The sequence below is a fragment of the Candidatus Polarisedimenticolaceae bacterium genome, assembly GCA_036275915.1.
Classification (GTDB): domain Bacteria; phylum Acidobacteriota; class Polarisedimenticolia; order Polarisedimenticolales; family DASRJG01; genus DASRJG01.
This window is the reverse complement of the sequence record DASUCV010000016.1, coordinates 1-17,975: the sequence shown is the minus strand read 5'-3', so window position 1 is coordinate 17,975 and position 17,975 is coordinate 1. Positions and strand designations below refer to the sequence as shown.

The 17,975-nt window shown below is 67.8% G+C and carries 18 protein-coding genes; 7 read left to right on the top strand and 11 right to left on the bottom strand.

The window, feature by feature from the left end:
• Positions 1-2: 2 nt before the first annotated feature.
• From VFV19_12705 to VFV19_12675, 7 genes are all read right to left on the bottom strand, one after another.
• Entirely contained in the window at positions 3-323 is a 321-nt protein-coding gene (locus tag VFV19_12705) for a hypothetical protein (protein HEX4825159.1), read from the bottom strand.
• A gap of 156 nt (positions 324-479) precedes the next feature.
• The gene (locus VFV19_12700; GenBank protein ID HEX4825158.1) at positions 480-1,274 is read right to left on the bottom strand and encodes a methyltransferase domain-containing protein; all 795 of its coding nucleotides are present in this window, start codon (positions 1,272-1,274) and stop codon (positions 480-482) included.
• A complete protein-coding gene (locus VFV19_12695; GenBank protein HEX4825157.1) occupies positions 1,271-1,774 on the bottom strand; it encodes a GNAT family N-acetyltransferase in 504 nt (167 codons plus the stop codon). The genes VFV19_12700 and VFV19_12695 overlap by 4 nt, the downstream gene beginning before the upstream one ends.
• A 33-nt stretch (positions 1,775-1,807) precedes the next feature.
• Positions 1,808-2,956, bottom strand: coding sequence for a serine hydrolase domain-containing protein (locus VFV19_12690; GenBank protein HEX4825156.1), 1,149 nt, complete (start codon positions 2,954-2,956; stop codon positions 1,808-1,810).
• A gap of 74 nt (positions 2,957-3,030) precedes the next feature.
• Complete coding sequence (locus VFV19_12685; GenBank protein ID HEX4825155.1) at positions 3,031-3,507, bottom strand: cache domain-containing protein; 477 nt, start codon at positions 3,505-3,507, stop codon at positions 3,031-3,033.
• A 126-nt stretch (positions 3,508-3,633) separates the two neighbouring features.
• On the bottom strand, positions 3,634-4,143 hold the full coding sequence (locus VFV19_12680; protein HEX4825154.1) for a hypothetical protein: 510 nt from the start codon (positions 4,141-4,143) through the stop codon (positions 3,634-3,636).
• A 51-nt stretch (positions 4,144-4,194) separates the two neighbouring features.
• Positions 4,195-4,719, bottom strand: a complete 525-nt coding sequence (locus VFV19_12675; protein ID HEX4825153.1) for a hypothetical protein — start codon at positions 4,717-4,719, stop codon at positions 4,195-4,197.
• A gap of 794 nt (positions 4,720-5,513) precedes the next feature.
• Between VFV19_12675 and VFV19_12670 the strand changes: the two genes are divergently transcribed.
• Positions 5,514-6,476 carry a ferritin family protein gene (locus VFV19_12670; GenBank protein ID HEX4825152.1) on the top strand — a complete coding sequence of 321 codons (963 nt, stop codon included), beginning with the start codon at positions 5,514-5,516 and terminating at the stop codon, positions 6,474-6,476.
• A 100-nt stretch (positions 6,477-6,576) separates the two neighbouring features.
• Here the strand turns inward: VFV19_12670 and hemE are convergent, their stop codons facing one another.
• The 3 genes from hemE to VFV19_12655 are packed head-to-tail and all read right to left on the bottom strand — an operon-like array spanning position 6,577 to position 12,303.
• Positions 6,577-7,599: a uroporphyrinogen decarboxylase gene (gene hemE / locus VFV19_12665; protein HEX4825151.1), complete on the bottom strand. Its 1,023-nt coding sequence runs from the start codon at positions 7,597-7,599 to the stop codon at positions 6,577-6,579.
• The gene (locus tag VFV19_12660; protein HEX4825150.1) at positions 7,596-8,756 is read right to left on the bottom strand and encodes an acyl-CoA dehydrogenase family protein; all 1,161 of its coding nucleotides are present in this window, start codon (positions 8,754-8,756) and stop codon (positions 7,596-7,598) included. Before VFV19_12660 ends, hemE begins: the two co-directional genes overlap by 4 nt.
• A gap of 49 nt (positions 8,757-8,805) precedes the next feature.
• Complete coding sequence (locus VFV19_12655) at positions 8,806-12,303, bottom strand: carboxypeptidase-like regulatory domain-containing protein (protein HEX4825149.1); 3,498 nt, start codon at positions 12,301-12,303, stop codon at positions 8,806-8,808.
• A gap of 96 nt (positions 12,304-12,399) precedes the next feature.
• Between VFV19_12655 and tpx the strand changes: the two genes are divergently transcribed.
• Genes tpx through VFV19_12635 form a run of 4 tightly spaced genes read left to right on the top strand, consistent with a single transcriptional unit; the run spans position 12,400 to position 15,546 of the window.
• Entirely contained in the window at positions 12,400-12,900 is a 501-nt protein-coding gene (gene tpx / locus VFV19_12650) for a thiol peroxidase (protein ID HEX4825148.1), read from the top strand.
• Positions 12,901-12,914: 14 nt separating this feature from the next.
• Positions 12,915-13,907, top strand: a complete 993-nt coding sequence (locus VFV19_12645; protein ID HEX4825147.1) for an ABC transporter ATP-binding protein — start codon at positions 12,915-12,917, stop codon at positions 13,905-13,907.
• A gap of 4 nt (positions 13,908-13,911) precedes the next feature.
• Positions 13,912-14,715: an ABC transporter permease gene (locus VFV19_12640; GenBank protein ID HEX4825146.1), complete on the top strand. Its 804-nt coding sequence runs from the start codon at positions 13,912-13,914 to the stop codon at positions 14,713-14,715.
• A gap of 36 nt (positions 14,716-14,751) precedes the next feature.
• The gene (locus tag VFV19_12635; GenBank protein ID HEX4825145.1) at positions 14,752-15,546 is read left to right on the top strand and encodes a tetratricopeptide repeat protein; all 795 of its coding nucleotides are present in this window, start codon (positions 14,752-14,754) and stop codon (positions 15,544-15,546) included.
• Here VFV19_12635 and VFV19_12630 read toward each other — a convergent pair.
• Entirely contained in the window at positions 15,494-16,312 is an 819-nt protein-coding gene (locus tag VFV19_12630; GenBank protein HEX4825144.1) for an alpha/beta hydrolase, read from the bottom strand. The genes VFV19_12635 and VFV19_12630 overlap by 53 nt on opposite strands.
• 83 nt (positions 16,313-16,395) lie before the next feature.
• On the opposite strand from VFV19_12630, the gene mdh reads away from it, so the two are divergent.
• Positions 16,396-17,328: a malate dehydrogenase gene (gene mdh, locus VFV19_12625; GenBank protein HEX4825143.1), complete on the top strand. Its 933-nt coding sequence runs from the start codon at positions 16,396-16,398 to the stop codon at positions 17,326-17,328.
• Positions 17,329-17,350: 22 nt separating this feature from the next.
• Entirely contained in the window at positions 17,351-17,713 is a 363-nt protein-coding gene (locus VFV19_12620) for a hypothetical protein (GenBank protein HEX4825142.1), read from the top strand.
• Positions 17,714-17,975: the final 262 nt, after the last annotated feature.

The window sequence follows — 17,975 nt, the reverse complement described above, 5'->3', positions numbered from 1 at the left end:
GATCAAGGACCTTTGGCTATCTGAAGCACCTCGGCGATTGGGCCGAGCATGCACATGCTGGGCATGTCGACCCGGAGGTTGACCACTGCCTTCACGGGTATCCCTTCAACCTTGAACGCGCCCGGCAGGTTCATCAGCTCGTAGACCTTGCCACCCACCGTGGTGATCGACCAGCACCTGCCTTCTCGTGCGAACGATGAGACCGTTCCCGTGAGGAAGAGGGTGTCCGGCCCGTCTGTCAGCACGTCTTTCTGACCGCATCCCGAGGTTCCAACAGAGACAAGCGCGAGACAGAAGAGAGTCACGAGGACCTTGTTGTTCACGAGTGCCTCCTTCCCTCCCCGATGCGACGAGGGGTCTCGGTTCGGCATCCGTACGCGACGGGCGACTCCCTGATAAATACCCGTGAGCGAGCGGAAAGGTAGCTCCCATGGCACGATCAGCGGCGTCTTCTGCGGATGCAGCGACCGCGGGTGAGTTCACTCGGAAGTCGCGGGACGGGTCGCGGTGAAGCACACCTGCGTGACGGAGTAGTAGTACTCGCCGCGCCGACCGAGATCGCGCTGCTCGTCGGCCCACGACTTGGTCTCCTCGCGGTCGAGATCGTCGAGACCCATGAGGTAGCGCTCGACGATTCCGAGCGAAAGGCCGCCGTAGGTCTCGGAATCGAGGACGTTCGTCGTGAAGGCGTGCCCTTCGGCCCGGACGTCGGTGAAGCCCGCGTCGCGAAGTGCCGTGGTGAGCGTGCGCGGTAGCGCCGGGTGGGCGAGATGCCGGTCCCACGCCTGGAGCATGCGCCGCATCCGCTCCGGCTCCGCCGAATGCCACGACAGCGTCGACCAGTCGATGTCCCAGACGAGCACGCGACCGCCGGGACGTAGAGCACGGTGGAACTCTCGAAGCGCCGCGGGGACGTCGGGGACGAACTCGAGCACCTGAACGCAGATCACGCGATCGAAGCTCGCATCGTCCACGGGAAGCCGCGTCGCATCGCCCGCATGGAAGGACGCGTGGCCGAGCGCCTCGCAGCGTCGAGCCGCCGCCGCGAGCATCGGTGCGCTGGCATCGATCCCGACGACCGCACCCGACGGACCGACCTCCGCGAGGAGCTCCGCCGAGAGGAAACCGGGCCCGCACCCGACGTCGAGGACGCGATCGCCGGCGCGAGCGCCGAGCGCCTCACGGGCCAGGCTGCGCCGGCGGCCCGCGTCGCGCGACCGGTACATGACCTCGAGCTGCTGGAGCGCGAGCTCGTCGAAGACGAAGGGACTCATCGATCACCGTGTGCCGCGATGTCGTCCCATACCATCCAGTGCGGGCTCAGCTCGCGCGCGCCGTGCTTGGAGTAGAACGTTCGCGCCCGGGCGTTCGCCGGACCGGCATCGACGCAGATCCGTTTCGCCCCGTGCTTCGCGAACCATGCGGCGAGGGCGTCGAGAAGAACGCCGGCGATCCCTCCGCCGCGGCGTTCCTCGATCACGTTCAGCCACTCGAGCTCGCCTTCGCACGCGTGGCGCTCGGTGAGATGCCCGGCGATGAACCCGACGAGCTGCTCGCCCTCGGTGGCGAGGAGGACGATTCTCGGCGCGAGAGACTGCTGGGGATTCTTCTCGCCTCGCATGTAGCCGCCGATCCGATCGATCCAGTAAGGCTCGCTGCCCCACTCGCGCGCGCGGATCGTCGCGAGCCCGGCGACATCGGCCGGGGCCGCTTCGCGCAATTGAAGGTCGGGGTGGTCCATCACTCTTCCGATGCGCGATGCCCTGTTCGTCATGATCGGCGCGTACTGTAACGCCGATCGAACGACTCAGCCGTGCTTGTTCTCGGCCAAGAGTTCTTGAACGAGCGCGTCACGCACCTTGCCCGAGAGAGCCAGGGCGCGATCGTCTCCGGCGTTGACGACGACCAGCACCGCCGCGTGGCGCGCCGGGATCACGACGATGTCGGCCGCGTTGTAGCCGTTGCTCCCCGTGTGCGTGAGCCGCGGCGGATCGGTGCGCGTCACGCCCCAACCGAGCGCGATGTTCTTCCCCGAGCTGACACCCTCGAATGGGTGCCCTTCGTGCAGGTGCGCCATCGATGCGGCGCTGATCCAGCCGCCGTCGTCGGGAAACGCGTGCGCGCGAGCGAAGCGCGCCCACGATTCCAGCGTGCAGTGCACCGTGCCCGCCGGCCCGATCAGCGGCGGGTTGTCCTCTCCCGTGGGGACGTAACGTCCATCCTTCATGTCGTGCGCCCAGCTGTTCGCGGGCGCGACGTCGGTCGCCGTCGGGCCGAACCCGCACCCCGCCATCCCGAGCGGATCGAAGACCTCGCGGCGCACCAGCTCTTCCCACTCGGCGCCCGTGGCGCGCTCGACGACGTGTCCGAGGATCAGGTAGCCGTAGTTGGAGTACGCGAACTTCGTCCCCGGCGGAAATGCGGGCGGCCGCGAGAGGAAGCGTTGCGCCATCCACGCCCGCTGCTTGGCGAGGGGCCAGTGCTCGTCGTCGAACCCCGCCGTGAACTCGGGCGTGAACGCTCCGTTCTGCGGGAGCCCGGCGACGTGGCGCATGAGCATGTCCAGCGTGACCGGCTTGTACGCCGCATCCATGTCGGCGATGTCCGGCATCGCTTCGCTCAGCGTCTCGTTCCATCGCAGGACGCCGCGATCGACGAGGCGCGCGACCACCGACGCGGTGATCGCCTTCGTGTCCGACCCGAGGTGGAACGCGTCGGTCGTGACGAGTGGCTCCTGTTGATCGATCCGCCGCGCACCCGCCACCGCCACCGCGAGGTCGTCGCCGCGCAGGATCGCCGCCCCGAGGCCCGGCACCCCGGCTTCCGCGCGCCAAGAGTCGAGGCGCCGCGCGAGATCCGGATCGGTGTGGACGTGAAGCTCGGCGGAGTGCTTCGCGGACGTCGCGTCGCCCGAAGGCGCGCAGGCGACGAGCGAGAGCAGCAGGAATGCGGCCATCCAACCGGGGCGAATCGAGCCGACCATATGTCTGTCTACGTACGAACGAGCTTCGAGTTGGACGACCCGTGGGTTTAGTCCTTGTAGAACCCGACGCCGCAGTTCTGACCGACGACCTTCGTGAAGTAGGTGTGCTTCTCGAGGGGTTTGTCGCCGCCGGGGCGAGGCCACCAGTACGTCACCTCTTGGATCTTCCCCTCGACGGCGGTGTCCATGATCGCCTTGCCGAGGGGGAAACCCTTCTTCCCGACAATGTCCTGAAGAGGCTCGCCCTTGAGGTAGGGGTGCGCGGTGAGCTTCCCATCCGTCGCGTCGGCGCAGAAGACGTAGAGGTCGCGGTCCCTGAAGCCGCCCTCGCCCTTGTTGAACATCTCCAGGGCCTTCTCCTTGTTCTGCTTCAGCGCGGCCACCGCTTTCTCGAGCATCGCCTTCGCTTCGGGGCCGGTCCCGTAGGGATGTTGATCCTGCATCTGGGCGCGCGCCGGCATCGAAGCCGTGACGATCATTGCGACGGCGACAGCTAGTGCGAGCGAGATCGCGAATCGGCGCATGGTGAGTCCTCCCGAGTTGGGGCCGGTCTTCGTCATGTGCGGCGCTCGACTCTCAAGAGCGCGAAGATACGCCAGCGACGTATCGAGGTTCGTGCTCATGAGAGCCTAGCCCCTCGCGCGAGGCACTCAGCGATCACCGGTGATCTCCTTCGCGGCTTTGACTGCCACGCGTCGCCAGTGCTCGATCATCGGTCGCGCTGCCTCGAGTCGTGCGGCGAGCGCCTTATCGTCCCACAACGCATATTGCCCTGGCCGAGGAATTTCACCGAGCTCGGAATCAATGCCCACGAAAACGACCGGAACCCACACGTGACCCTCGCTGTGAAGCTCGGCCAGGCCTCTGACGGCGGCAAACAATTCGACCGTACCATCGAGCAGCCCCTTGGCTAGTCGCTCCGCTCGGTCGCGCGCCAAACCGCCAGGACGATGTCGGTCATAAATGTCGAGGAGGAGCCGACTAAGATCATGGCGAGCGCGCGGAGCAGAGAACTCGAGCGAAAGGAGAGACTGATAATCCTCTGCACCCACTTTTTCTTCTAGGTCGGCCGACGAGTACAACCATCGCTCGAATTCCGAGATGGAAACCGAGCCTGCGAGCACTTGCTCGAACATCGACCAGCAGGTGTCAACGCTCACCGTCGTCCTAGATGCGTCTCGAGCGACGCCTGTCGCGAAGGTTGGACGAGCTTAGGTCCAGGTTTTCCACTCTCGCCTCGTGCTGTCGAATGTGTAGTACTCCAAGAAGCTGCCGTTGTTGACCACGAAGAAGTCGAACTGCTGACCATTGCTCCTGTAGTAGTCGCCGTGCCTCAGGTGACGAGGAGGAGGTGGCGGCGCCGGCTGCAGCTCCTCGATTCGCATCGGATAGCTGCCACGCCTTCTTCGATGCTCTTCAAGCAATGGCACGAGACGTTCGCAATAGTTCTTGGCAGCTACGATGTCGCGGTACTGCAAGTAGCCACCCAACCGCGCGGAGAGTGGTAGCGATACGGCGAAGAAGGCGAGAACAAGGAGCGCTTGCGACATCAGGCGCAGACCTCGCTGTTTGCTTGCCATGAAAAGAAGGAAGGTGACAAGAGCGCACAGCCCAACGGGAACACCGACCCAGAGCGGTGCGAACAGGGCAGTGAGTTGATGTTCGACCGTACCGCGCCAAATAACGGCAAGAGCGGCGTTGGCTATCCCTGCCGCAGCCACCACGAGCAACGCCATGCGTATTGCGGTTCGCATCCGTAATCCGAACGCCTATCGCAACGCGTAACGCGCGCGACGGACGGGCCGGTTGACGCCGTAGCTGGGCGGACGGGTCATCGCAGGCGCCTCAATTGAACACCAATCCTCCATCTGCAAGGAATCTCGGTGGACCGTTAGGCTTCACCGGAGGATCGGCTTGAATACGATGAGCTCGAAGATTGATGCGAAGGGCGACAGTACTGCCGTTTTCGACGGAATACAGTAACGCCGTCCCGGTTTCCCATCCGGTGCAACCCAGAGTCAGCACGGGATCGCCCTTCGCGAGGGGCCGAAAGGGTCGAAGGCCCGTGATGAGCTCGCACTCGGGCGAGAACGTTGGCGGATTCAAGTACAGCGTCTGCGATTCCCAGTTGGATCCAAGAGCTGCCTGCAAGAACGAGGGGCGCAGAAGCACAAGCGTGTACTCGTTGCGCACTTCCACGAAGTCGGCTTGGCCTGTGCGCGTGAATCTTGCGCCTTGGTTGCAGCCTGCTAAAGCAGTCGCCAACACCATGGAATGTGCGACTACGCACCGAGGAACGCTCATCTGGTGGGATTGAAGACGATCAGTCTTTGAGCTATCCGCATCACGCGCTCACAGCGACAATTCGGGGCCGACGACGGGTCCGATGCCGCAGTTATACCGCGAAACGGAGGCGTGATATCCGAGAGATACGCTCCGATGCGGTGGATCCAACGCACCGGGAACGGTCGCGGTCCGTCGCTGCCCGAAGTGCTAATCTCCCCGGCCACCACGGCACCGGGGGACACCGATGCGACGTCGACGGTACAGGGACCTGAAGCCGCAAGAGGTCCTGGCGCTGGCCATCTCCTTGGAAGAAGAGGACGCGCGGATCCTCCGGGAGTTCGCGCGGCTGCTTCGTGCGAACTATCCGGGCGCGGCGGCGTCGCTCGACGAGATGTCCGTCCAAGAAGACACGCACCGGCACCGCCTCATCGACATGTTCCGCAGGAAGTTCGGCGAGGAGATTCCGCTTGTCAGGCGGCACGACGTTCGGGGTTTCGTGCGGCGCGATCCGGTGCAGGCCCTGCGCATCCCGTCGGCCGAGAGCATCCGGCGGCAAGTCGCGCTCATGGAGCTCGAGACGGCGCGCTTCTACGAGAAGGCCGCCGCGCACGCCAAGGATGCCGAGTTGAGGCAGCTGCTCGGCGACCTCGCGGCCGAAGAGCGGAAGCACGAGGACACGTCGATGACGTTCGACCCGGATCATCAGCCGGCGTCGGAGCGCGCGGCGGAGGCGAGGACGGCGCGGCAGCTCTTCGTTCTCCAGGTCGTCCAGCCGGGGCTCGCGGGGTTGATGGACGGGTCGGTGTCGACGCTGGCGCCTCTCTTCGCGTCGGCGTTCGCGACGCACAATTCGTGGGACGCGTTCCGCGTCGGGATCGCGGCGTCGGTCGGCGCCGGGATCAGCATGGGGTTCGCCGAGGCGCTCTCGGACGACGGCAGCCTCACGGGGCGGGGGAAGCCGCTCCTGCGCGGCGTCGTGTGCGGCGCGATGACGTTCGTCGGCGGCGTGTTCCATGCGCTGCCGTTTCTCATCGAGAAGTTCATGGTCGCGACGGCGGTGGCGTCGTGCGTCGTCGCGGTCGAGCTGTTCGTCATCGCGTGGATCAGGAATCGTTACATGGACACGCCGTTCCTCCAGGCGGCGTTCCAGGTCGTCGTCGGCGGCGTGCTCGTTTTCCTCAGCGGGATCCTCATCGGAAGCTCGTAGACCGGGTTGAGAGGGGTCCATTTCGCCGCGTACCAACGATGGTACAAAACGTACCGTGGGTGGTACGCGGGAAAACCCAGCCTGTGTAGGAAAAACCTGGTTACTGTCCCCTGAACGCTTTCACCGTCTCCACGAACGCGACGGCGTTCGCGACCGGTGTATTCGGCAAGATGCCGTGGCCGAGGTTCGCGAGGTGGCCCGCGAGCGAAGCGCCTTCCGTCAGCATCGCCTCGGTCCTCCGCTTGACGGTCGCGACGTCGCCGAGAAGGGCGCACGGGTCGAGGTTCCCCTGGATCGGGTGCTTGCCGTCGAACGCGCGCGCAGCGTCGGTCAGGCTCGTCCGCCAATCGCAGCCGAGGACGTCGGCGCCGCTCGTCTTCACGGCGGGGGCGAGGTGCGCCGCGTCGAGCGCGAAGTAGATGACGGGGACGCCGGCTTGCTTCACGGCCGCGATCACGCGCTTCACGTAGGGGAGGGCGAACGTCTCGTAGTCGGCGCGCGAGACGAGGCCGGCCCACGTGTCGAACACCTGGATGACCTGCGCGCCGGCCCTCACCTGCGCGACGAGGTAGGCGATCGTCGTCGTGGTGACCTTCTCGAGGAGGGCGTGCGCGACGTCGGGAGCGCTGTAGAGCATCCCCTTCCAGTGCTCGAACGAGCGCGAGCCCTCGCCTTCGCAGAGGTACGCGCAGAGGGTGAACGGCGAGGCGCCGAAGCCGATGAGCGGGACCTTGCCCGTAAGCTCGCGCCGCAGGATGCGGATCGACTCGAAGACGAACGGCACGGCGCTCTCGATCTCGGGGATGCGGAGGCGATCGACGTCGGCCTTGGTACGGACCGGAGGGTCGATCACCGGGCCGGGATGGAAGCCGACGGACAGGCCCATGCCCGGCGCGGGCGTGAGGATGTCGGAGAAGAGGATCGCGGCGTCGACGCCGAGCCGCTCGATCGGCTGGAGCGTGACCTGGACCGCGAGCTCGGGGGTCGAGCAGACCGCCCAGAAGTCGTGTCGAGATCGGACCTCGCGGTACTCCGGGAGGTAGCGGCCCGCCTGGCGCATGAGCCACACGGGGGGCCGCTCGACACGCTCGCCGCGGCAGGCGCGGAGGAAGAGGTCGCTCAATCGAGGAGCGCCTTCGCGATCGTCGAGAGCTGCATGAAGGTCGTGCCCTCGTAGATCTTTCCAATCTTGACGTCGCGATAGTACTTCTCGACCGGGTACTCGCTCGTGTAGCCGTTCCCGCCGAGGACCTCGACGGCGCGCGCGCAGATCATCTCCGCCGCCTCGCTCGCGAAGAGCTTCGCCATCGCGGCTTCGCGGACGAACGGCAGCCCCGCGTCGCGGAGGCGCGCGGCGTTGTAGACGAGGAGGCGCGCCGCCTCGAGGCGGCAGGCCGAGTCGGCGAGCTGGAAGCGCATCGCCTGGAAGTCGGAGAGTAGCTTGCCGAACTGCACTCGCTCCTTCGCGTAGCGGACCGACGCGTCGAGCGCGGCCTGGCCGACGCCGAGCATCTGCGCGCCGATGCCGATCCGGCCCTCGTTCAAGGTCTCGATCGCGAGCTTGTAGCCCTTGCCCTCTTCGCCGAGGAGCCGGTCCGCCGGGATGCGGCAGCCGTCGAAGAGGATCTCGCACGTCGACGAGGCACGGATGCCGAGCTTGTCTTCGCGCTTGCCGAGCGAGAAGCCCGGATCGGACTTCTCGACGAGGAACGCGGTGATCCCCTTGTAGCCCGCCTTCGGATCGAGGGTCGCGAAGACGAGGAAGATCTCCGCCTCGGCCGCGTTCGTGATCCAGAGCTTGTGCCCGTCGAGCCGGTAGGCGTTCCCGTCCTTCGTCGCCTTGCACTGGAGCGCGAAGGCGTCGGAGCCCGAACCGGCCTCGGAGAGGCAGTACGAGGCGACGGTGTCCTTCGCCGTGCGCGCGAGCGTGCGCTGCTTCTGCGCCGCCGTCCCGTGGCGCTCGACCGCGTTGTTGACGAGCGTGTTCTGCACGTCGACGAGCACGCCCACCGCGGCATCGGCGTAGGAGAGCTCCTCGACGGCGAGGCACGCCTGGAAGAAGGTGCCTCCGGAGCCGCCGTACGACTCGGGGACGTCGATCCCCATGAGCCCCATCTCGAAGAGCTTCGGGAGGAGGCCCGCGTCGTAACGCCCCGCCTGGTCCATCGAACGGGCGATCGGCACGATCTCCGCTTCGGCAAAGGCGCGCACCGAGTCGCGGAAGAGCGTCTCGTCCTCGGAGAGAACGGTCAGCGGCGATCCGGGCGTGGTCGTGGACATGGCGGCTCCTTGGGACAGCCGCGCATTGTAGCGACGGGGCCGCGGGCTGTCAGGGCAGCGTCACGACCTGCACGCTCTGGCCGCCCTCGACGACGTTGAACGCCTTGGTCGCGCGCTGCTGGTTGAGCGAGACCGTCAGCTCGTACGAGCCTGGCGCGAGCGAGGTCGCGACCGCGACGCCGTCGGCTCCGGTCGGCGGGATCGGGTTCAGGAAGCTGGCGAAGTCGCTGCCGAGGAACGCGGGGACGGCGCGGCAGACGACCCTCGCGCCGACCGCCGGGTGGCCGTCCGCGGTGAGCACCGTGAGGCGGAGCGGCGCGCCGCGCGGCGCCGTGATCGCCAGGTCCGAGTCGGCGTCGGGAACGACGCCGTTCACGCGCGCCGCCGGGAACCCGGCCGCGACCGCGGTGACGTCGATCGGCCCGTCGGCGGGAACGGTGAGGACGAATCCGCCGTTGATGTCGGAGGTCGCCGGGAGCGCCTCGCGGTTCGCCGGCACGGTGCCCGACGGCGCCGCCATGACCATCGCGCCCGCGATGCCGGCCCCGCCCGCGTCGACGACGCGGCCGTGCAAGGTGCCTCCCTTGTCCATGTGGACCTCGACCGACGGCGTGTCGGCGTCGCCCGAGACGGCGACGCTCGGGATCTCGGCATTGCGGTAGCCCGACGCGGCGACCGTGAGCTTGTACGTGCCCGCGTCGACGCCGTCGACCGAGAAGCTGCCGTCCGGCTGGCTGGCGCCCTGCAGGCCGCCGTGGCCGCCGCCGGTCGTGCCGCTCGCGGCGCTCCCGGTGGCGGACGCGGTGACGACGGCGCCCGAGACCGGCTTCCCGTCCTGGTTGCTCGTCACGTGCCCCGTGATCGACGCGCCCTTGAGCGTGACGTCGACGACCGGGTTCGGCCCGTCCGGAACCTCGACCGAGACGGCGCTCCTCGCGCCGCCGAACATCCCGGACATCGTCGTGACCATGACCATGTAGGTGCCGCCCTTGTCGAGCCCGATCTGGTAGTGGCCGTTCTCGTCGGTGCGCGTCTGGCGGAGGTCGCCCGCCTCGCCGTTCGGGTCGGGGGTCGTGAAGAAGACCATGGCGTTCGGCACCGGCTGCCCGGCCTTGAGCACGCGGCCGCTCGCGTTGACCTTTGCCGCCTCGTCGATGTCGTAGGTCGTCACCTCGCCTTCGCGGACGGCGACGCTCTTCATCCCGCCGAAGAGCATGAGCGGTCCGCCGCCCGACGGCGCGCGGATGACCATGTAGTCGCCCGGCGCGATCTTGTCGAACGTGTAGCGTCCGTCCGGGCCGGTGGAAGCGGACTGCGGCCCGCCGTCGCCGCGGCTCGGGCTGACGAGGAGCACGCCCGCCTGCGGGATCGGCTGGCGGTTCGCGTCGCGCACCATGCCGGTGATCGTTCCGCCCTTCGAGAGATGGATGATGAAGTCGTCCGGGTCCTGATCGGCGACGATCTCGACGCGCCCCGAGCTGGGGGAGTAGTCGGGCTGACCGGCATCGACCGCGTAGGTGCGCGCCTCGAGGCCGGCGATCTCGAAGTGCCCGTCGAGGCTCGTGATCGCGGACCCGGCCGGCGGATCGCCGCTCATGATCCGGCCGAACCCCTGCGGCTGCGTGACGGTGACCGTAGCACCCGGGATCGGCGCGTCGTCCTTCGCCGCGATGACGCGGCCGCGCAGCGTGCGCCCGTCCTCGAGACGCACGGTGCCGATGTCGGTGACCTCGTCGGAGGTGATCTTGACGCCGGCTTTCTTCGAGGGCGCCTTGCCGTCGGCGAGGACCGCGATCGTCATCATCCCCGGGTCGACGTTGTCGAGCCGGAAGTTGCCCGAGGCGTCGGCGAAGACCTTGTCCTCGTCGGCGCGATTGCGGATCACGAGCCTGAGACCCGGCCGTTCCTCGTTCTCCTTCGCTTCCGGGAACGCCTGCACGCGGAACGCGGGCGGCGGGGCGCCGTTCGCGAGCACGACCTTGCCGATCACGCTTCCCGTCTTCTCGAGGACGAAGTCGACCGCGGTGTCGCCGGGGGCCACGCCTTCACGGGACGCCTGGGCGAACCCGTCCGCGCGGACCCAGAGGTTGCGCATCGGATCGTCGCCGAGCCCCGAGAGCTTGAACTTGCCGTCGGCCGCGGACTTCGTCTCGCGCGAGTGCGGGGTCGTGCCGTCGAACCAGAGCCCCGACACCCCGGCGCCGGCGACCGGCTGGCCGTTCACGTCGGTCAATTTTCCGGAGACGCTCTTCGACTCCTTCACGCGGAGCGTTCCGAGATCGAGCGTCTCGCCGCTCTTGAGCTTGAGCCCTTCCTTCGTGACGTCGGCGAAGTCGACGGGTGCCAGCGTGAGGTCGAACGTGCCCGCCTCGAGCGCCTTGACGAGGAACTTTCCGTCGCCCTGCGGCACGATCTTGTCGCGGTCGACGTCGTTGCCGCCGCCGAAGCCGAAGCCGCGCCCGCGCCGCGCGTTCTGCGCCTGGAGGCGCACGTCGACGTCCTTCACCCCGGTGTCGTCGGCGGTGACGAGGCGGAAGGCGAGCGACGCGCCGGTCTCGAGCTTGAGGTCGACGTCGCCGCGATCGGTTCCGGGGTCGACCTGGAACGGGCCGGCCTCGTCGGCGGCGAATCCCTGCTTCGTCGCGCGGAGCGTGTACTTGTTCCCGGCCGGCACGCCGTCGAAGGCGAACGCGCCCTTCTCGTCGGTGCGCCGCGCGAGCCGCCCTTCCTTGATCATCGCCATGAGGCTGCCGTCGGTCGCGCTCGCGGCGACGATCGCGTCGGCGACCGGCTTCCCGTCGGCGCCGAGGACGCGGCCCGCGAGGCGGCCGCCCGGGCGGAGGAAGAGCGTGTTCGCCTCGTACTTCGGCTCCTCGCCGTCGGGGAGCGCGCGGACGGCGACGCGTTCCAGCTCGGCGCGTGCCTTCGCCGGTGCGATCGCCGCGACCGTGACGACGCCCGAGGCGCAATCCGCGATCTTGAACGTGCCGTTCTCCGCGGACGTCACCGTGTGCGCGGCGTCGCGTCCGAACCGCGCGGCGTCTTGCTCGAGCGCGGTGACGGTGGCGCCGGCGATCGGCTTCTGTGTCGTCAGGTCGAGGACGCGGCCGTAGACCGGAAGGCCGGCTTTGAGACTCAGGTTGAGCGAAGCGCCCGCCGGGACGCTCGCCGCGAACGCCGGAGCGAGCCCCGGGGCCTCGACGCGCAGGGAGAACGGCCCGCCGGTGAGCCCGTCGAGCTTGAACGCTCCCTTCTCGTCGGTTTTCGCGACGACCGCCTTCGGAACGTCCGGCGGCCCGCCTCCGCGCAGCGAAAAGGTCGTCGTGCGCGACGCCACGGGGATCGCACGCACGACGGCGCTCGCGACCGGCTTCCCTCCGGGGCCGGCGACCTTGCCGGAGATCGAGACCGTCGCGGCGGCCTTCGCGGCCGCAGGCGCCGGCTTCTCGGCCGGCTTCGGCGGAGCGGCGGGCTTCGCGTCGGCGGCGACGGCACGGACGGCGATGAGGGACAGCGCCAGGACGGCGGCGGCGGAACGGAGGTTCATGGTGAACTCCACGCTTGAGGACGTCGACCCTTAATACGCCCGTTGCGGCCGAAAGGTCGAGAGGGCCCGTTCGGTGCGTGTTAACCTGCCGCCCCTGTGGCCGATATCTCGCTGGATGGCACACCCTGCCGCACGTCGGGCGAGTTGCCGCGCGTCGGCGACAAGGCACCGGATTTCCGCCTCGTTGACGGCAAACTCGCCGACGCGACCCTGAGCACGTTCGCCGGGAAGACCAAGATCGTGAGCATCGTCCCGAGCCTCGACACATCAGTGTGCGCCGCCTCGACGCGAAAGTTCAGCGAGCGGCTGAGCGGGCGCGACGATGCCGTCCTCCTCGTCGTCTCCGCCGACCTGCCGTTCGCGATGAAGCGCTTCTGCAGCGGCGAGAAGCTCGCGAACGCGGTCCCGCTCTCGATGATGCGGGGCCGCGCCTTCGCGAAGGACTACGGGATGCTCATCGTCGACGGTCCGTTCGAGGGGCTCACGGCGCGCGCCGTGGTCGTCATCGACCGTGACGACCGCGTCGTCCACGCGCAGCTCGTGCGCGAGATCGGCGACGAGCCGGACTACGACGCGGCGCTCGCCGCCGCCCTCTGAGGCGCGGTTCCGGCGTGGACTACGCGATCGAGGGGTTCCAGCTCGAGAAGTCGTTCGCGAAGAAGCGCGCGCTCGCCGAGATCCTCCGCCGACCGTTCGGCGCGGCAGAGCAGGTCGCGGCGCTCCGCGGCGTCGATCTCCACGTCAAGGAAGGAGAGATCTTCGGCCTCCTCGGGCCGAATGGCGCGGGGAAGACGACGCTCGTCAAGATCCTGTCCTGCCTGATCCTTCCGGATCGCGGCCGCGCGGTCATCGCGGGCACCGACGTCCGCCAGGAGAACAAGGTCAAGCCGAAGCTCGGGTTCGTGCACTCCGACGAGCGCTCGTTCTACTGGCGCCTCTCTGGCCGCGAGAACATGCGCTTCTTCGCGCGTCTCTACGACGTCCCGGGAAAGGCGATGGAGGCGCGGATCGACGAGCTGCTCCGGAAGGTCGACCTCGTCGAGGCGGCCGACCGTCGCTTCTCGGGATACTCGTCGGGGATGAAGCAGCGGCTCGCGATCGCGCGGGCGCTCCTCCACGACCCGCCGATCCTCTTGATGGACGAGCCGACGCGCAGCCTCGATCCCGCGTCGTCGCTCTCGCTGCGTGCGTTCATCAAGGACGAGCTCAAGGGCCGCGACCGGAAGACGATCCTCCTCGCGACCCACAACCTGAGGGAGGCCGAGGCGCTCTGCGACCGGATCGCGATCCTCGTCCAGGGGACGGTCCGGCAGACCGGGACGATCGCCGAGGTGCGGCGCTGGGGGATCGACGAGCGCCGCTTCAAGATCGACATCTCGGCGGTGCCGCTCGAGAGCGTCCGCGGGCCGTTCAAGATCGTCTCCGACGAGCGCGTCAACGGGAGCGTGCGTCTCGTCGTCGCACTCGACGGCGACGGGCGCCTGAGCGACGTCCTCCACGCGCTCATGGCGGCGGGTGCGGTCGTTCACTCCTGCGACCGCATCGAGCCCGATCTCGAGGAGGCGTTCGCGCGGCTCCTCGAATCCGAGAAGGCGAAGGGTTAGGGCGATGCGTCTTCTCAAGAAGCTCTGGGCGTTCCTCGTCCGCGACTTCCTCTCGGACGTCTCGTACCGCTTCGCGTTCGTGCTCCAGCTCGGCGGGATGCTCTTCGCCGTGTGCGGCTTCTACTTCTTCAGCAAGATGGTCAATCCCGCGACCGAAGGGCTCGACGGGATCGAGCCGTTCCCCTGGCTTCTGGTCGGCGTGGCGTTCCAGATCTACTTCTCGACCGCGCTCTCGGCGTTCTCCGACAAGGTGAGGAGCGAGCAGGTGCTCGGCACGCTGGAGGCGATGCTCGTCTCGCCGACGCCGACCTCGGTCGTCATCTTCTCGTCGACCGCGTACGAATTCACCTGGGGCGCGCTCCGCCTCGTCATCTATCTGCTCTCCGCGGTCTTCATCTTCGGTGTCCACCTCGACGTGAAGAGCCCGCTCGCGCTCGCCTGCGGGATCGTCCTGACGCTGCTCTCCTCCGCGGGTATCGGCATGCTCTCGGCGTCGTTCATCCTCTATTTCAAGCGTGGCGACCCCGTGAACTTCATCCTCTCGATGGGGACGATGTTCTTCGGCAACGTGTTCTTCCCTTCGAAGCTCTTGCCCGATTCGGTCCGGGCCATCTCCGCCTGGCTGCCGATGAGCTGGTCGCTCAAGGTCGTCCGCGGGGCGCTCCTCAAAGGGGCGAGCTTCTCCGAGGTCTCCGGCGAGCTGGGCCGCCTCGCGGTCCTGACCGCGATCCTCGTCCCGCTGGGGCTTTTCGGCGCCCGGATCGCCATCCGCCGGGCCAAGCGTGAAGGATCCCTGGTCCAGTACTGAACCTCGGCGTATCTTCGAAAGCACCAGGAGGAGGCGATGCGCAGGTGGCCGGTCATCGCTGCCGCGTTGTTCGTGGCGACATCCGCCGCCTGGTCCCTTTCTGAGCCGCAAGAGCGAGCCCTCCGGAGGGCGATCGCCGAGTCCGAACGCGGCATGTCCGCGCTCACGAAGGGCAATCTCGGCAAGGCACGTGAGGCCTTCGGCGCCTCGATGAAAGCGGTCCCGGATTTCCCCCAGGCGCATCTCGGTCTCGGGCACCTGGCGATGCGCGAGCGCCGCTTCGAGGACGCGCTCCGCGAGTTCCGAGATGCCGAGAGCGCCTATCGCTCGATGTCCTCGGCGATCGTCGAGCTCGAGACGGAGCGTTACGCGAAATCGCGGGACGAGCTGCAACAGCTCCGCATGAACCTCGCGCAGCTCGAGGCGGCGGCGAGCCGAGCCGCGACCGCCGGGGAGATGGGAACCTCCGCGTCCCAGGAGGCCGCGATCAATCGCGAGCGCAACATCGTCGAGCAGCGCATCCAGTCCCTCGAGACGATGAACCCGCCGACGACGCTCAACGTTCACGAAGCGCCCGCGGAGGTCCTCTTCTTCCAGGGGAACGCGCTCTTCGACCTGAAGCGCACGGACGAGGCGATCGCCGCGTGGGAGACCGCGCTCAAGCGCGACCCGAAGCAGCCGCTCGCGGAGAACAACCTCGCGGTCGCCTACTGGATGTCCGGGCGGCTGCAGGAGGCGCAGGCGGCGATGACGCGCTCGGAGACCCTCGGGTTCAAGGTCAATCCGAGCTTCCGTGCGGACCTGGAGAAGGCGCTGTCTTCGACCCATTGACGAGGTCGCGGATCGCGTCGACGACGAGCTCGGGCTGGTCGTACTGGATGTAGTGCCCGCTTCGGTCGGCGAGGACCTGGCGCGCGTGAGGAAACGCCGCGACCATCTGCCGCTGGAGCGCCGCCCACGTGTCGCGAAATGCGGGAGAGTCCTCGGCATGGGCCGCGCTCAGGACGACGACCTGCGACTCCGTCGGCCTGGCCGCCCGCACGAGCGACGCGCTTGCCGGCATCGCGTCGAGCTCCGAGCGGAACGTCGGCGTGCCCAGCGAGCGCGCGGTGCGGAGCTTCTCGTTCTCGCCCTGCGTCCGGAGCGCGGCCTCCTTCGCCGGGAAGTCCTCGGGCGTCGCGTCGACGAGCACGAGCCCGGCGACGCTCTCGGGGTGACGCGACGCGAAGAGGCGCATGTTGAGCCCGCCGAACGAGTGGCCGACGAGCACGTAGGGCCCGCTCACCTGAGCGCCGACGAGAAGGCGCTCCAGCTCGTCGGCGATGCGGTCGCTCGTCCTCGGGAAGGGGCCGGCGTCGCTCTTCCCGAGCCCGGCGCGATCGTAGGTGCAGACCCTCGTGAAGCGCCGGACGTCGGGGACGACCCAGTCCCACGTGTCCGAGCTGTCCCCGGCCCCGGCATCGAGGACGACGACCGGCGAGCCGTTCCCCACGCAGTGGAGGTTGAGCTTGAATCCGCCGACGTCGACGCGCCGCGAGCCGGCGGCGGAGGGCGTCGCGACGGCAAGCGCACCGAAGAGGACGATCGCGAGCCGCACGGTCCGATCGTACCGCTTGGCGGCACCGTGGGCCGGTGCTAATTTGGCGCGTCCATGCGTCCGAATCCCTGAGGAGCGTCGTCATGCGCAAGAAGATCACGGTCATCGGAGGCGGTTTCGTCGGCGAGCACGTCGCCATGGGGTGCGCCCTCAAAGAGCTCGGGGACGTCGTCCTCCTCGACATCCTCGAGGGGCCGCCGCAGGGGAAGGGGCTCGACCTCTTCGAGGCGAGCCCGGTCCATGGGTTCGACGCGAACGTGAAGGGAACGAACAGCTACGACGACACGGCGGGCTCGGACGTCATCGTCCTCACCGCGGGGGTCGCACGCAAGCCCGGGATGAGCCGCGACGACCTCCTCAACATCAATACGAAGATCGTCAGCGACTGCGCGGCGAAGATCAAGGCGACGTCGCCGAAGGCGATCGTCATCGTCGTCTCGAATCCGCTCGACGTCATGGCCTACGTGGCGAAGGAGGTCACCGGGTTCCCGAAGGAGCGCATCCTCGGGATGGCCGGCGTCCTCGACACCGCCCGGTACCGCTCCTTCATCGCGATGGAGCTCGGCGTCTCCGTCGAGAGCGTCTCGGCGCTCGTCCTCGGCGGGCACGGCGACTCGATGGTGCCGCTCCCGCGTCTCACGACCGTCGGAGGGATCCCGCTCACGGAGCTCCTGCCGCAGGACCGGATCGACGCGATCGTCAAGCGGACGGCGGGCGGCGGGGCGGAGATCGTCGCGCTCCTGAAGACGGGGTCGGCCTACTACGCGCCCGCGGCGTCGTCGGTCGAGATGGTCGCCTCGATCCTCCACGACAAGAAGAAGGTGCTTCCGTGCGCCGCCTGGCTCACCGGGCAGTACGGGATTTCCGGATCTTTCGTCGGCGTGCCCGTCAAGCTGGGGTCGGGCGGGGTCGAAGAGATCTACGAGATCGCCCTGACCGACAAGGAAAAGGCCGACCTGCAGGCCTCGGCGAAGGCGGTCAAGGAACAGCAGGACAAACTCTCACTCTCCGTGTAGATTCTTCGGTCCGGAGGTTTCAATGGGAAAGAGAAGCGGCCGCGAACGGCCGAATGAGACGGGGCCGGTCGAGACAGGAAGCGGAGGAGCGGGGGCAGCCCAGTGGCTGCCGGTCGTGCTGTCTGCGGCGGCGCTCGTGATCGGTGTTTTCGCCTGGACCGAGGCGAGGAACCTGAAGAAAGAGCTCGGGGACAAGGTCGCCGCCATGGACGCGCGCGTCCTCGGGCTCCAGAACGATGTCGCCAAGGCGGCAAAGGCTCCGCCGCCCGCGCAGCAGCAGGGGCCGGATCCGAACAAGGTCTACACGGTCAAGACCGAAGGGTCGCCGGTCAAGGGGAACGCGACGGCGCCGATCGTCATCGCGGAATTCTCCGACTACCAGTGACCGTTCTGTTCGAGGGTCGGTCCGACCCTCAAGCAGATCGAAGACGTCTACGGCGACAAGGTCAAGGTCGTCTGGAAGAACCATCCGCTCCCGTTCCACCAGAATGCGATGCCGTCGGCGATCGCCGCCATGGCGGCGAACGAGCAGGGTAAGTTCTGGGAGATGCACGACAAGCTCTTCGCCAACCAGCAGTCGCTCGATCGCGCGACGTACGAGAAGCACGCGCAGGAGATCGGCTGCGACATGGCGAAGTTCAAGGCCG

What these genes read in the sequence shown, in the direction of transcription:
- VFV19_12700 (HEX4825158.1), bottom strand. Translation starts at nt 1,274, where the DNA reads ATGAGTCCCTTCGTCTTCGACGAGCTCGCGCTCCAGCAGCTCGAGGTC.
- VFV19_12695 (HEX4825157.1), bottom strand. Translation starts at nt 1,774, where the DNA reads ATGACGAACAGGGCATCGCGCATCGGAAGAGTGATGGACCACCCCGAC.
- VFV19_12690 (HEX4825156.1), bottom strand. Translation starts at nt 2,956, where the DNA reads ATGGCCGCATTCCTGCTGCTCTCGCTCGTCGCCTGCGCGCCTTCGGGC.
- VFV19_12685 (HEX4825155.1), bottom strand. Translation starts at nt 3,507, where the DNA reads ATGCGCCGATTCGCGATCTCGCTCGCACTAGCTGTCGCCGTCGCAATG.
- VFV19_12675 (HEX4825153.1), bottom strand. Translation starts at nt 4,719, where the DNA reads ATGGCGTTGCTCGTGGTGGCTGCGGCAGGGATAGCCAACGCCGCTCTT.
- VFV19_12670 (HEX4825152.1), top strand. Translation starts at nt 5,514, where the DNA reads ATGCGACGTCGACGGTACAGGGACCTGAAGCCGCAAGAGGTCCTGGCG.
- VFV19_12660 (HEX4825150.1), bottom strand. Translation starts at nt 8,756, where the DNA reads ATGTCCACGACCACGCCCGGATCGCCGCTGACCGTTCTCTCCGAGGAC.
- VFV19_12655 (HEX4825149.1), bottom strand. Translation starts at nt 12,303, where the DNA reads ATGAACCTCCGTTCCGCCGCCGCCGTCCTGGCGCTGTCCCTCATCGCC.
- VFV19_12640 (HEX4825146.1), top strand. Translation starts at nt 13,912, where the DNA reads ATGCGTCTTCTCAAGAAGCTCTGGGCGTTCCTCGTCCGCGACTTCCTC.
- VFV19_12635 (HEX4825145.1), top strand. Translation starts at nt 14,752, where the DNA reads ATGCGCAGGTGGCCGGTCATCGCTGCCGCGTTGTTCGTGGCGACATCC.
- mdh (HEX4825143.1), top strand. Translation starts at nt 16,396, where the DNA reads ATGCGCAAGAAGATCACGGTCATCGGAGGCGGTTTCGTCGGCGAGCAC.
- VFV19_12620 (HEX4825142.1), top strand. Translation starts at nt 17,351, where the DNA reads ATGGGAAAGAGAAGCGGCCGCGAACGGCCGAATGAGACGGGGCCGGTC.